The 13,730-nt window shown below is 49.4% G+C and carries 16 protein-coding genes; 2 read left to right on the top strand and 14 right to left on the bottom strand.

Features of this window, described 5'->3' with window-relative positions; all coding sequences use genetic code 11:
* The first annotated feature begins 230 nt into the window (after positions 1-230).
* The gene (glmS, locus tag FGS84_RS07000) at positions 231-2,057 is read left to right on the top strand and encodes a glutamine--fructose-6-phosphate transaminase (isomerizing) (RefSeq protein WP_138307018.1); all 1,827 of its coding nucleotides are present in this window, start codon (positions 231-233) and stop codon (positions 2,055-2,057) included.
* Between the two features lie 141 nt (positions 2,058-2,198).
* Positions 2,199-2,456 (top strand): hypothetical protein, encoded by a 258-nt coding sequence (locus tag FGS84_RS06995; protein ID WP_243129889.1) that lies wholly within the window; start codon positions 2,199-2,201, stop codon positions 2,454-2,456.
* A gap of 98 nt (positions 2,457-2,554) precedes the next feature.
* On the opposite strand, the gene FGS84_RS06990 is transcribed toward FGS84_RS06995, so the two are convergent.
* The 14 genes from FGS84_RS06990 to FGS84_RS06925 all read right to left on the bottom strand — a co-directional run bounded on the left by FGS84_RS06990 (position 2,555) and on the right by FGS84_RS06925 (position 13,711).
* Positions 2,555-3,214, bottom strand: a complete 660-nt coding sequence (locus FGS84_RS06990) for a cytidylate kinase-like family protein (RefSeq protein ID WP_138307016.1) — start codon at positions 3,212-3,214, stop codon at positions 2,555-2,557.
* A gap of 170 nt (positions 3,215-3,384) precedes the next feature.
* Complete coding sequence (locus FGS84_RS06985) at positions 3,385-4,269, bottom strand: RluA family pseudouridine synthase (RefSeq protein ID WP_347563806.1); 885 nt, start codon at positions 4,267-4,269, stop codon at positions 3,385-3,387.
* A gap of 93 nt (positions 4,270-4,362) precedes the next feature.
* Positions 4,363-4,872, bottom strand: coding sequence for a signal peptidase II (lspA, locus tag FGS84_RS06980; protein WP_138307012.1), 510 nt, complete (start codon positions 4,870-4,872; stop codon positions 4,363-4,365).
* A complete protein-coding gene (gene aroB / locus FGS84_RS06975) occupies positions 4,872-5,966 on the bottom strand; it encodes a 3-dehydroquinate synthase (RefSeq protein WP_138307010.1) in 1,095 nt (364 codons plus the stop codon). Before aroB ends, lspA begins: the two co-directional genes overlap by 1 nt.
* A gap of 98 nt (positions 5,967-6,064) precedes the next feature.
* The gene (locus tag FGS84_RS06970; protein ID WP_138307008.1) at positions 6,065-6,574 is read right to left on the bottom strand and encodes a cell division protein SepF; all 510 of its coding nucleotides are present in this window, start codon (positions 6,572-6,574) and stop codon (positions 6,065-6,067) included.
* 47 nt (positions 6,575-6,621) lie between these two features.
* The gene (locus FGS84_RS06965) at positions 6,622-7,302 is read right to left on the bottom strand and encodes a YggS family pyridoxal phosphate-dependent enzyme (RefSeq protein WP_138307006.1); all 681 of its coding nucleotides are present in this window, start codon (positions 7,300-7,302) and stop codon (positions 6,622-6,624) included.
* A gap of 14 nt (positions 7,303-7,316) precedes the next feature.
* Positions 7,317-8,717 (bottom strand): HlyD family efflux transporter periplasmic adaptor subunit, encoded by a 1,401-nt coding sequence (locus FGS84_RS06960; RefSeq protein ID WP_138307004.1) that lies wholly within the window; start codon positions 8,715-8,717, stop codon positions 7,317-7,319.
* A gap of 128 nt (positions 8,718-8,845) precedes the next feature.
* Positions 8,846-9,265 carry a hypothetical protein gene (locus tag FGS84_RS06955; RefSeq protein ID WP_002567724.1) on the bottom strand — a complete coding sequence of 140 codons (420 nt, stop codon included), beginning with the start codon at positions 9,263-9,265 and terminating at the stop codon, positions 8,846-8,848.
* Positions 9,266-9,354: 89 nt separating this feature from the next.
* Positions 9,355-10,353, bottom strand: coding sequence for a D-alanyl-D-alanine carboxypeptidase family protein (locus tag FGS84_RS06950; protein WP_330640936.1), 999 nt, complete (start codon positions 10,351-10,353; stop codon positions 9,355-9,357).
* On the bottom strand, positions 10,332-10,727 hold the full coding sequence (gene mgsA / locus FGS84_RS06945) for a methylglyoxal synthase (protein ID WP_002567726.1): 396 nt from the start codon (positions 10,725-10,727) through the stop codon (positions 10,332-10,334). Before mgsA ends, FGS84_RS06950 begins: the two co-directional genes overlap by 22 nt.
* A gap of 21 nt (positions 10,728-10,748) precedes the next feature.
* The gene (locus tag FGS84_RS06940) at positions 10,749-11,870 is read right to left on the bottom strand and encodes an FtsW/RodA/SpoVE family cell cycle protein (RefSeq protein WP_138307002.1); all 1,122 of its coding nucleotides are present in this window, start codon (positions 11,868-11,870) and stop codon (positions 10,749-10,751) included.
* 2 nt (positions 11,871-11,872) lie between these two features.
* Complete coding sequence (gene minE / locus FGS84_RS06935; RefSeq protein ID WP_138307000.1) at positions 11,873-12,157, bottom strand: cell division topological specificity factor MinE; 285 nt, start codon at positions 12,155-12,157, stop codon at positions 11,873-11,875.
* Positions 12,158-12,173: 16 nt separating this feature from the next.
* A complete protein-coding gene (gene minD / locus FGS84_RS06930; protein ID WP_002567729.1) occupies positions 12,174-12,965 on the bottom strand; it encodes a septum site-determining protein MinD in 792 nt (263 codons plus the stop codon).
* A 77-nt stretch (positions 12,966-13,042) separates the two neighbouring features.
* Positions 13,043-13,711, bottom strand: a complete 669-nt coding sequence (locus FGS84_RS06925; protein WP_138306998.1) for a septum site-determining protein MinC — start codon at positions 13,709-13,711, stop codon at positions 13,043-13,045.
* Between the last annotated feature and the right edge of the window lie 19 nt (positions 13,712-13,730).

Below are 13,730 nucleotides of genomic sequence, written 5' to 3'. Positions count from 1 at the left end.
GTGCTCTCCCATGCTGTCCGGGCGTGTCACATGCTGGAAAATATGCGGGTAACTGCAAAACAAAACCAGCGTGACCGGATGAATAACACCAGTTGAAATGAAAATGAAATCAATGAAAAATGGAATGTTGAAAACTGCCTGAAAAAGACAGCTTGGTTTTTTGTTGTCTTTTTCAGGAATGACAAATGCAGTTAAAATGACTGCAGCCAACAAAGAAAGGCAGAAAAATTATGTGCGGAATCATTGGATATACAGGTCCTCTGGAGGCAAAAGATGTGCTTCTGAAGGGCCTTGCAGGGCTGGAGTACAGAGGATATGACAGCGCAGGCATAGCTTACTTTAACCAGGATTCCCTGGTCAGAACCATTAAGAAGGTGGGAAAGGTGGCGGCCCTGAGTGAATGTGTAACGTCAACCGATGAAATATCCCACTGCGGAATCGGCCACACACGTTGGGCCACCCATGGAGGCGTCACGGATGCAAATGCCCATCCCCACAGCTTTGGTCAGGTAACCCTGATTCATAACGGTATCATTGAGAATTACCGCCAGCTCACCCAGGAATACGGACTGGAAGGCTGTCTTGTCTCCCAGACCGACAGCGAGGTGGCTGCGGCTGTCCTGGATGCAGCGTATAAGGAATGCAGCCAGGACCCTCTGAAGGCCATTGCCGCCTTTACAGGGAAGCTGGAAGGCTCCTACGGCTTTTGCATCCTTTTTGGTGACCGTCCCGGGGAAATCTACGCTGTAAGGAAGGTAAGCCCTCTTGTGGCCTCCTACACCCATTCAGGTGCCCTGGTGGCCTCAGACCTTACCGCCCTGATTTCCTATACCAGGGAGTACTTTGTGGTTCCGGAAGGCTGCATCGTGCGCATGACGCCATACAAAGTCCGTGTATATGATATGGACTTCAGCCGGGTGGAGCCGGAGGCATTGGAGGTCAGCTGGAACATGGATGCAGCCATGAAAAACGGATACCCTCATTTCATGCTGAAGGAAATCCACGAACAGCCGGAAGCCCTTAAGAATACCATACTTCCAAGGCTGGCGGACCGTCTGCCTGATTTTACAGCCGACAACATACCGGACCGCATATTTGCTGAGTGCTCCCAGGTGCGCATCATTGCCTGTGGCACTGCCATGCATGCAGGCATGGTGGCAAAAGCGCTGATGGAGCCCATGCTCCGGATTCCTGTTACCGTGTCCATTGCATCTGAATTCCGGTACGAGGACCCTCTGATTGATGCCGGCACCCTGGTCATAGTTATATCCCAGTCAGGGGAAACCATTGACACGCTGGCTGCCATGAATCTGGCCAAGAGCCTCGGCTCTCCCACCCTTTCCATTGTCAATGTAAAAGGCTCCACCATTGCCAGGGAAAGCGGCTATGTGTTTTACACCCATGCAGGCCCTGAGATTGCAGTTGCCAGCACAAAGGCGTATTCCGTGCAGCTGGCCGCGCTCTATATGATTGGCTGCCGCATGGCCCTGGTGCGCGGCGCATTCAGCAGGGAGGAGGCCAGGGAATTCATGACGGACCTGCTGGATGTGATACCTGCCATGGAGACTATGATTGGACAGTCTGAATTCATCCAGTCCTTTGTGCGCCACCTGATTCGTGAGAGGGACACCTTTTTTATCGGAAGGGGCCTGGATTATGCCTTTTCCCTGGAAGGAGCCCTGAAACTGAAGGAAATCTCCTATATCCATGCGGAGGCATATGCTGCCGGCGAATTAAAGCATGGGACCATTGCACTGATTTACGACAATGTGCCTGTCATTGCCATTGCCACCCAGGACCATGTGTTTGCCAAGACCATTTCCAATATCCGGGAGGTAAAGGCCAGAGGCGCTTACGTTATCCTTCTGGCCAAGAAGCAGTCTGTGGTGGAGGACGGGGTGGCTGACATGGAGCTTCGGATTCCCGACCTGGAAGACCGTTTCACCGTGTTCCCCATTGCAGTGGCCCTGCAGCTGATTGCCTACTATGCTTCCATCGGCAAGCACCTGGATGTGGACCAGCCCCGGAACCTGGCCAAATCCGTTACGGTGGAGTAACCGTCCATGGCTCTTCCTTTGCCGGGATAAATTACCGGAAGAAGGTTTTTTAGATGTGGTTTAGAGAAACATACGGTATCATACAACCATAACGGTTATTGCCAAGAGTACCGCATCAGAAAACAAAAGGAGATACGAACCATGAAAAAGAGGATTGCTTTATTACTAATTACAGGGATTTGCCTGGTAAATACGGTTCCCTGCTTTGCGTCACAGTCAGTGAAGGTCAGTGCTTCGGATTCCGGGCAAGCTCAATATACCACTCTCCCTGACAGGGATACCCTGCAAAAGGATGTGGGATTCAGGCCCAAGGCACCTCAAGAGCTGGCAGGCGGTTATCTGTTTGGCAGAGGGAGTATCACAGAATCATTTGATTTAGATACTGATGATTTACATTGACGTTAAAAGCAGATGCAGCAACACCGTCTAAACCCGGTATTGCTGCATCTGCTGTTTTACTTACTTATACTGCCGCTGCTCCATGCATGATGCCGGAGCTACTTCCGCTTTCTCCACTCCTGCTTCACTTTTGCAAAATTCAGGATGACATCCACTGCGCCCTCCGGCCCTGTGACGCTGCTGTTGAGGCATAAATCGTAGCTGCGCGGGTCGCTCCACTTCTTATTGGAGTAATAATTATAGTAGCTGGCGCGCTGTTTGTCTGTCTTAATCATGATGTCCTTTGCCTTGGAAGCATCCACCTTGTACAGGTCCTGAAGGCGTTTCAGCTTGTCGTCGTCATTGGCCGTGATGAATACGCTGACCACATTGGGGTAATCCTCCAGGGCGTAATCCGCACACCGGCCCACCATAACGCAGGAGGCCTCCTCTGCCAGCTTCTTGATGGTGTCAAACTGTGCCAGGAATATCTTATGGTTAATAGGCATATCGGAATATCCCGACGCCGTATACCCCATGGAATAGGAATCCATAACCAGTGAGTAGAGGAAACTGCTGGTGGGCCGTTCATCGTGTTTCTCAAACAGCTCCTCGCAAAGTCCGCTGTGTTTTGCAGCCATGGATAATAATTCCTTGTCGTAGCACTTAACGCCCATCTTTTCAGCCAGTAATTCGCCAATCATCTTGCCGCCGCTGCCACACTGCCTGCCAATCGTAATAATAAGATTATTTGTCATTCTACATTCCCCTTTCTGCACTGTCTGTCCTGTAGGTCAAAAGTCATATTTTATCTATTAAGTATTATAACTCAAAAATTCAGAAAAGTATATAGAAATGTACAAAAAAGTAAAAAATAGTATAAAGCTTTGCGACAAAAGTGACAACTTGTCCATTAAAGTATGTTTTTACTGCGCTTTTACATCCTGGTTCAGTTCAATGTACGGAGGAGTTTATCAAAGTATTCCGGCAGGGGAGCTGTGAATTCCATGTATTCACCTGTCCTGGGATGGATGAACCCCAGAACACCGGCATGAAGGGTCTGGCCGCAGAGTCCGCTTATGGGACACCTGGCGGGTCCGTACACAGCGTCCCCCAGGAGAGGATGGCGTATACTGGCCATGTGGACGCGTATCTGGTGGGTACGGCCTGTTTCCAGCCTGCACTCCACATGGGTGTACTGTCTGAACCGGTTCAGGACCCTGTAATGGGTTACGGCATCCTTGCCGTTCTGGTAGTTGATGCTCATCTTCTTGCGCTCCGCCGGATGGCGGCCAATGGGAGCATCCACAGTCCCATCATCCTCTGTAATAACGCCATGGACAATGGCCTGGTACCTGCGGGTAATGGAATGCTCCTTGAGCTGGGCGGCAATGGAGCTGTGTGCCATATCATTCTTGCATGCAATGATAACCCCTGTGGTATCCATATCGATTCGGTGCACAATACCCGGACGCATGACTCCGTTGATGCCGGACAGCTGGTCCCTGCAATGGTACATAAGGCCGTTTACAAGGGTATGGCTGTAATGTCCTGCTGCCGGGTGCACCACCATGCCCTTGGGTTTATTGATGAGGATGACATCCTGGTCCTCATAGAGGATGTCCAGGTCCATGGGCTCCGCGTCAATCTCCGGCTCCACGGCTTCCGGCACCTCCAGCTCAATCCGGTCCTCTTCCTCCACAATATAGCTTGCCTTCACGCCCTGGCCGTTAACCAGGACCTGCCCTGATTTAAGGAGCTTCTGGATGTAGGAGCGGCTTAAATCAGGGCAGGCTTCGGCAAGGTATTTATCGATACGCACATGGTCCTCCATATCCGTGGGATAAAATTCCTGTTTCAAAGGGATATGTCCTCCTGTCTGATGATATTGGTGATTTGTCTGGCAATGTTACTGCTGCTACGCCTGTTAATGTCTTTTAAATGAGAAACATGCCATGTCCTCGTCCTTGTAATAAAACATGATTAAAAACACAAGGCAGGCAGCTCCCACAGTGACATAACAGTCCGCCACATTGAAAATAGGAAAATTAATCAGTTTAAAATACAGAAAATCCACCACATATCCCTGGCTGACCCGGTCAATCATATTTCCCACAGCGCCTGCGCTTATCATCATCAGGCATACAGCCAGGGGGCGGTACCTGCCCTCCGGCGGCATCTTCCATATGAGATAAGCCACTGCGCCCAGCACAAGGACTGCAATGAGAAAGAAGAAGAGCTGCTTCTCCTGCATCATCCCGAATGCAGCGCCCCTGTTCTCCGAATAGTAGAACTCGAATACACCATTCCAGATGACAAAAGGCTTCTGCCCCTTTAAGGATTGGACGACCAGTCCCTTGGTCCACTGGTCCAGTCCCACCAGGATGACGAAGCCAATCAGGAAGCTGATAATCAGGGATTGCTTCTGTTTTGTCATTATGCCTGTCCTCCTATCACATCAAAGCCAGCCTTCATCTCATCTGCCGTGACAGTCTTGTCCACATAGGCCTGACCAATGGACTTAAGCAGGACAAAACGGATGACGCCGGCATCCATCTTTTTATCACTCCGGGTGGTCATAAGGACCTGTTCCCAGGCAAGACCCGGCGCTGCGGCAGGAATCCCGAAGGAAAGAAAGGTGTTTCTGATATCCTCTGCCTCTTCTGCAGTAATCATGCCCCTGAGCTGGGATATCCGAGCTGCCGCAATACAGCCCAGGCCCACGCAGTGGCCATGGTGCATGGTGAAATTCTCCAGCTTTTCAACTGCATGGCCCAGGGTATGGCCGAAGTTAAGAAGAGCCCTCTCCCCCTGTTCCGTGGGGTCCTGCTCCACCACATGCTTTTTAATCATACAGCTCCCGTAAACCATGGCCTGGCACAAATCCAGATTCCTGGCAGCAATGCCCTGGCGGTTTTCCTTCAGCCACTGGTAATACTCCCTGTTCTTAATCAGACCGTGCTTTACCACCTCCCCCATGCCGGAGGAAAACTGTTCCTCAGGAAGGGTTAAAAGGGTGCTCAGGTTTGCATAAACCAGCTTGGGCATGTGGAATGCGCCTACCATGTTCTTATAGGCGTCGAAATCCACGCCGGTCTTGCCGCCGATGCTGGAATCCACCTGGGAAAGCAGGGTGGTTGGAATCTGAATAAAGTCAATGCCCCTGAGGTAGGTGGCGGCTCCGAAACCGCACAAATCACCGACCACGCCTCCGCCCAAAGCAGCCAGCATATCCTTTCTGTCAAAATGCTCCAGAATCAGGTGCTCGTACAGATTCCGCACCGTGTCCAGGTGTTTGTTCTCCTCCCCGGCGGGGAAGGTAAAGACTGTAACAGCCTTGCAGCATCCGGACAGAATGGAGCGGACCTCCTCCAGATACAGAGGCGCCACATTGGAATCCGTTACAATACAAATCTTGTGTTCCTTAACAGGAAGGCGGGATACAGCCTCCTTTAATCCTTCAAAGGACTGGGCAAGCACAATATCGTAGATATCCTTCCCATCCCTGCATACATTTATCCTGTCAGCCATGCCGGTTTCCTCCTCGATATTTTATACAACAAATCGGCAGACACACCAGGTCTGCCGCATACTTGTCCCCCTGCGGGGACCTCTTTTTTCCTTGTAGATTACAGATGGATATTAAGTCCTGAGACATCCATGCCCATGGCGCTGCCTGCGGCCAGGATGTCCTGGAAATCCCCGGACAGTTCCACGGAATCAGGTGTTGCGATGAAGATATAATTGGATATCTTCTGCAGATTGCCGTTCATGGAATAGGTGGCTCCCGATGTAAAATCTATGATTCTCTGAGCCACTTCTGTATGTATACCCTCCATATTCAGTACCACTGCCTTGCCAGCCAGAAGGTAATCACAGATGTCTCTGGAATCCTCCATGGATGTGGGTTTAATCATCGTCACTTCCATGCTGCGTCTCATAGGTACTACTTTGGGATTGGATCTTCCTAAAAACCGGGGCTTGTCCTGCTCCTCTTCATCGTCATATTCCGTATTCTTCTTTGAGAACAGTCCCTTGCGCGGGGCCTCCTCTTCAAAGTCATCGTCCAGGTAGTAATCATCCTCTTCCTCATCAGGATTTAATCTCATGGTATCCATTAACTTACCTAACAGACTCATCTTACACTCTCCAATCTCTATATGCAGTGCTTACCGGGGAAAACACCTTATCGTGCACCGAAAATACCGGTGCCGACCCTGACCATGGTCGCTCCTTCTTCAATGGCAACCTCATAATCCCCAGTCATTCCCATTGAGAGCACACTCATAGTAACATTATCAATGTTTTTGCCACCTATGTCAACAGCAAATTCAAATAATTTTTTAAAAATTCCACGATTTTCCTCTGGATTATCTACAAAAGGCGCAATTGTCATAAGCCCTTTTATATGCACATGAGGGAAATCCTTAATCTGCATAATGGCGTCCTCCACCTCTTCCATAAGGAACCCGTATTTGCTCTCCTCCCGGGCCACATTGACCTCCAGAAGGATGTCAACATCCAGTCCCAGCTTTGCCGCATCTGTCTCAATCTGCCGGGCCAGGCGGATTGAATCCACGGAGTGAATCAGCACTGCCTTGTCAATGACCTGATGGACCTTGTTGCGCTGCAGATGTCCTATCATGTGCCAGCGGATATCTTCCGGAAGCTCCGGCTTTTTGTTCAGTATTTCCTGTACCTTGTTCTCACCAAAATCCCTGGCTCCCCCATCATATGCTTCCATAAGCATGGGAATGGGTTTTGTCTTGCTGACTGCGATGAGCGTCACTTCCTCAGGATTTCTCCCCGCCCTGCGGCAGGCATCTTCAATATGTTTTCTTACTTCTTCCAGCTGATTTTTTATCATATTGTTTTCCTCCCTTACTGGTACAGCAGCTGTCCTTCCTCCACCATGGAGGCATCCAGAACGATATGGTCGTACACGGACAAGCCGTATTTCATGTTCTTCCGCACAGTATAATATTCGCTGTTGGAATCCAGTATATCAATTTGTTTAAAAATAGTATAGCCCTTATTAATATTGTAAACACCCTTCAGGGAAGCAGTCCTTCCAATCTGGTAGCGGTCCGATGATTCGGGCCTGACCACGTAATCCCCTGCTTTAAAGCCGTTTTCTTCACCCATGTCCACGTAATAGAATTCATCGTCCGAATAGTAGACCGTTGTGGGAACGAATACAATGGATGTGCCGTTTTCCGTATAAACTTCCTTATAAAAACCATCCTCTGAGGAATCGCCGCCCTGGGTCATGTATTCCAGAGGTATGAGATAAAAGCTCTTGTCCGTTACCGCACTGACAGGAATCTTGAGACCGTCGGCCTTATCTACTTTTATCTCAAAATCCACAAAGCGGTCTGAGATAAACTGTTCCATATATTTTGAAAAATCCAGTTTTCCATAGGCAGCCCCGTCCTTTCCCGTAAAGGAGGAATAGGCGGCCGGTGTGCTGAGGGAATCGTCGCGGAACAGGACCCGCAAGGTGGTCTTGTCATTATAAAGGGCTGCATCCTCGTCGCTCAGCGGAAACACAATGGACCATTTTTCCGAGGTAACAATTTTATAGGCAGGGGAGCCGCTGTCAATCAGGTCCCCGGATTTATGTACTGTCTTTACGTAGGTGCTCCGGTCAAAATCAGCGGCATCCACGTCTGACGTTGTCATGGATTCAAAGGAATCAATGCCGTAGGATACCACGCCGGATACATCGGAGCGGACCTGCTCAAATACAGCCCCTGACTGCTCCGCCAGCTTGTCCAGCTGGTCCAGTGTGCTGAAACTGGAATACTCCATCACTGAGGCATCCAGGGAAATCCTGGCGTCGTAGATGGTCCCGAAATCCTGGTTCTGGAAGGACAGAACAAAGGATGTAAGCTGTTTTTTCAGGTCCGATAAGCTGTCATCGGAAAGGGATGTACCCTCCTCGGCGTTCTCTTTTAACAGCGCCTCCAGGTTTCCTGTCTCATCCAGGGAATAAATGCGGCTTCCCACGGAAGCACGCTTGCCTTCCCGCAGATAATAGTTGATATAGCCGGAACGGTCTGCTGTCCGCACCTGCTCCTCACGGAGAATCAGACCGTTGTAGATTCGGTTGTTGACAATTCCGCCGGCCACCACCTCATAGAACTGAATCTTCTCCCGCTTCAGGTACGTATAGACGCTGAAAACCAGGTATATAAATATGATAAAGAAGATAATCATTCCCACGTTGATGTTGAGAGGCCTGCGGTAACGTATAACTTTTTTGTTTTTCTTTTTGGCCATGAAACCAGGCCTCCTTTTACAAAATACACATCACTTCACAAAAAGCTGCCCTCCATACCAGGCATTTTAATCCCAGCAGGTTGGCAGCCCATAAGTCCTGTCTGTATTTTATCACAGAAAATGTATCATTACAATGAAATAATCACATCGCCCTTGGCACACTCAGGAAGCTCCGCAGCGTCCATGGAAATACTTAACACAAAGGTTATATGGTACTTTTCACCGATATTTTTCAATGTCATATATGTATCAGAAATGTCGGCTCCCTCCAGGCATGACAGCTTTAAAAAGCTATCCAGGTACATGGTCTCCAAATCGTGGTCCTGGGAGATAATACCGCAGATAAATCCTAAAAATCCATCGCTGTTTGTAAGTGGGAATTCATTGACATTAATGAGACGAATCTTGTTGTTTAATTCATACATATGCTGGGCACTCTTATCCAGATATACGACAGTGCCGTTGGCCCCCTTGATTGCTGCATTGGCCATATCTAACAGATGTTTGGTCTTACCTTTACCTTTTTTTCCTGCAATAATCTGAACCATACCAATCTCCTCCTTGAGTTATATATGTTGTATAAAAAATCAATTAAGATTACTCTAATTATAGTATAAATTCATAGAAAGCGCAATCACTATTTGACGATTTTAGAAATTATATTTGTCATATTATCATATAGGCCGGAACGGCTGTCTGATTTCAGTACAACAGATATATATTCTTTATCATCCCGGTCCCTGGTAGCCATGATGAGACAATAGCCGGCTGCCTGGGTAGTGCCTGTCTTTCCCCCGAATACGGTCAGGCCGTCCGGTGTCTCCCGCTCCCTTGTCATGAACCAGTTTCCGCCCTTCCATGTCTTGGTGACGGCCTGGCTGTCCTTGTCATGGTAGTTGGCCGTGTAGGACGTGGTCCCCACAATCTGCCGGAAAACCGGATATTTAAGAGCCTCATTGAAAATAAGGTACAGGTCGTAGGCCGTGGTATAATGGTCCGGATTGTTGAGCCCGTGAGGGTTCACAAAGTGAGTTCCGGTTGCTCCCAGACTGGCAGCCTCCTGGTTCATCATGTCTGCAAACTTATCAATGCTGCCCGCAATATGCACTGCAATGGCAGCGCCTGCATCATTGCCCGAAGGAAGCATGAGCCCGTATAAAAGCTGTTCCAGTGTCAGGGTATCGCCCGGTTCAATACCGCACAGGGTGGCCCCGGATTCCGTGATGACAGCATCATCCGTCACAACCACCCGGGAGTTTAAATCGCCGTTTTTAATGGCCACAAGAGCCGTCATCACCTTGGTGATGCTGGCCGGATACAGCCGTTCAAAGGCTTCCTTGCTGTAGAGTGTTTCCCTGTCACTGACATCAAAAAGGGCAGCTGCCTCCGATGTCACATAATTGCTGTCAAAGCTGCCTTCATCCTCTACCACACATAAATCCGAAGCAAAACCGTCTGCATAGCGCACGGTCCGGGACAGGCTGTCCTCCATGACCGGGATTCGTTCTTCCAGGCTGTAAGGTTCCTTAATACCTGAAAGACAGCCCGTAGTGGAAAGGGCGACAGCCCCCAGAAGAAGCGCGCACAGAAAGCTGCGCGTCCGTACTGCCTTCATTACCTGACTACCTCTCGCCATTCCATATCGCCTCTGTCAAGCGCCTTGATGAGCAGCTCGGCAGACGCCAGGTTGGTGGCAAGGGGGATATTGTAGATATCACACAGGCGGACCACATCGTTTACATCCGGCTCATGTGATTTCGGATTCTGCGGGTCACGCAAAAAGATGACCAAATCCATTTCATTGTGCTCTATCTGAGCCGCCATCTGCTGCATGCCGCCCAGATGTCCGGCCAGATATTTGTGGATGTTAAGATTAGCCACCTCTTCAATCAGACGGCCTGTGGTGCCTGTTGCATACAGTGTGTTCTTGCTGAGAATTCCTCTGTATGCGATGCAGAAGTTCTGCATAAGTTTCTTTTTTGCGTCATGTGCAATCAAACCAATTGTCATATTAAATTAACCCTCCTTGGATTAGATATGTCTTGTTTCTCTCTGAAGCCCCACATTGAGCACCAGCCCTATTCCCATGAAGATACTGATTAAAGAGCTGCTTCCGAAACTGATGAACGGAAGCGGAAGCCCTGTATTGGGAAAGATACCTGTGGCAACAGCGATGTTGGCAAATGCCTGGAACGCAATCAGTGTTGCCATGCCCACACAGATGAGGCGGCCGGATAAATCCCTGGCCCTTGCAGCCATCATAAGACATTCATAAATTATCAATAAAAATAAGGCGATAACCACCACACAGCCTATAAATCCCAGTTCCTCGCCAATCACGGCAAAAATGAAGTCTGTCTGCTCCTCTGACAGGAAATTACCGTTCTTGACAGAGGCTATGGTGGTATTAAAAAGCCCTTTACCCTTTAACTGGCCTGAACCGATGGCAATGATGGAATTGTTCTGCTGATAACGGGCCTCTCCATACTGGTCAGGATAGAACCAGGCCAGGATACGTCCTGCCTGATAATCCTTTATGAATGGAATCATACCGTGAAGCAGCAGGTAGACAAAGGTGGCCATTACGGGTATGGTAACAGCCAGGGTTCCTGCAATCCACTTATAGCTTATGCCGCTTGCAAATACGATTCCCAGTACCATTACCATAATCACAAGACAGGTAGACAGATTCGGCTGTTCAAATATCAGCGCTGCCGGTATGGCAAACAGCAGGGCTGCTATGGCCACGGTGCTGACCTGGTTAATCTTTTCCTGGTATTTCATGAAATACCAGGAAAAGGTTATAATAAGGCCAATCTTGACAAATTCCGATGGCTGGAGCTGGCCGATGCCGGGAACTTCAATCCACCGCCTGGCGTTGTTCACCACATTGCCCCAAATCAGTACGGCCACAAGGCTTGAAATACACAGGCCGTATATAAGGGTACTGAAATTCAGGATTTTGTGGTAATCCACCAGGGAAAGACCAATGGCCACAGCCAGTCCTATGAACACTCCTAAAAGCTGCTTGTTGACCGCATCTGCGTTCATATTCGTTGCGCTGCGTATAACCAGCACACCGATGACGTTGAGTACAATCATATAAAATATCAGCCGAAAATTAAAATGTCTGAAATCATAATCCAAAAACATATTTAATAAAGCCCCTTGTTCGATATGGAACGAATCGGTATGTTGGCATGAAGCACAGGCAGTGCCTGACAGCCGCCCTTTTGGGGACCGCTGTCCGTATCCATCTGTATCTGGACTTTGTCCTTTTCTATCTCCATATATTTGGAAATGGCGTGTATCACGTCATCTTTTATCATCAGTATCATCTCCGGTGAGCAGCCTGCCTTATCGGATACCAGCAAAAGCTTTAGCCGCATCTTAGCTGTCTCTCCGGAACGCCTGGTTTGAAATCCCTGGAACCATCTCACCTTGACACCATCCCTTCTATGCTCTCTTAAGTATTCCGCGCAGCCTGGCAAAAAAGGTTTCCGTCTCACCGGGATTTGTCATAGGTATGCTCTCTCCCAGTATCCTGCGGCAGATATCAAGATAAGCCTGTCCGGCCGTAGAGCCCAGACCCACCAGAGGTTCTCCCTGGTTGGTGGAAATGACGATGTTCTCGTCATCGGGCACTGCTCCGATGATGTTTACTGCCAGAATGTCCGTCACATCGCTTAAGGACATCATGTCGCCCCTGCGGACCATGTCGGCCCGTATCCGGTTGACAATCAGGTCAATCTCGTCTATCTCCGCATGTTCCAGAAGACCGATGATACGGTCCGCGTCGCGGATGGCCGAGACTTCCGGCGTCGTGACTACCAGTGCCCTGTCAGCACCGGCTATGGCATTGTAAAATCCCTGCTCAATGCCTGCAGGACAATCTAACAGTATGTAGTCAAATTCTTCCCTCAGGTCATCAACCAGCTTTATCATCTGCTCCGGATTCACGGATGTCTTGTCCCGTGTCTGGGCCGAAGGCAGAAGGTATAGGTTTGGGTATCTTTTGTCTCTTATCAGGGCCTGCTTCATACGGCAGTTGCCTTCCACCACGTCTACAAGATTGTAGACAATGCGGTTTTCCAGTCCCATGACCACGTCCAGGTTGCGCAGGCCGATATCTGTATCAATCAGCACTACCCGCTTACCCAGGATAGCCAGTCCTGTTCCCACATTGGCAGAAGTAGTCGTTTTGCCTACCCCGCCTTTTCCAGAAGTAATCACAATGACCTCGCTCATGATGAAATCCTCCTGAAAATTACTTTACCTTCCTATTGTACATTAAATTTCGTAAATTTACCAGTATTTTTTTGGCATTAAGCAAAATTTAACATATTGTTTAGGAATGACTTTTTTAAAGACCGCATAACAATGGCCCCATCTTCCACCAGGGCTATCATGGGTCCCCGCCCCAGACGCTTGTTTCTCTCGTTGAAACGGCTGCTCAAATCCCCAATGCGAATCTGCAGGGGAGCCATGTCAAGGGCCATGACAACGGCCTGGGGATTGCCGGACACGCCGGCTGTCACCGTACCTTTTAATTCACCCAGTACAATGACATTGCCCTTGGCCGTGACCCTGGCCCCGTGGTCCACACTGCCTATGACCACGATGCTGGCCTCGGATTCCAGGCAGTCCCCTCTCTTCAGCGTACCCCGGTAGAACTGCCCTGTCTGGGAGTTCAGCTCCATCAGCTTATCGTTCAGTGCTTTTTCACAGCGTTCAATCCGCTCCGCATCTGTGTCCAGAAGACAGAGAACCTCAATCTGTGAATTCTTCGTAATCGTATCGACAATTGCAAATTCCTGGGCCGCAGTCAGTTCCCGGCCCTCCAGGGTCAGGGTCATCTGGACAGAGCCCCAGAAACGGGCGCTCTCCCTGAACTTCTTCCCGATGGCCTCCAAAAGCTCGCCAAAGGGCAGGTCAGGGTCCAGAATGACAGTCATTCCTGCCTTGCTGCTCTTAATTACAACTGCATTGTGCATACAATCACCTCTTTTGCTG

The organism is Clostridium sp. 1001271st1 H5 (assembly GCF_005845215.1).
GTDB lineage: Bacteria > Bacillota > Clostridia > Lachnospirales > Lachnospiraceae > Enterocloster.
Note: the sequence above shows the minus strand (reverse complement) of the source record. Positions and strands in the feature narration are given on the sequence as shown.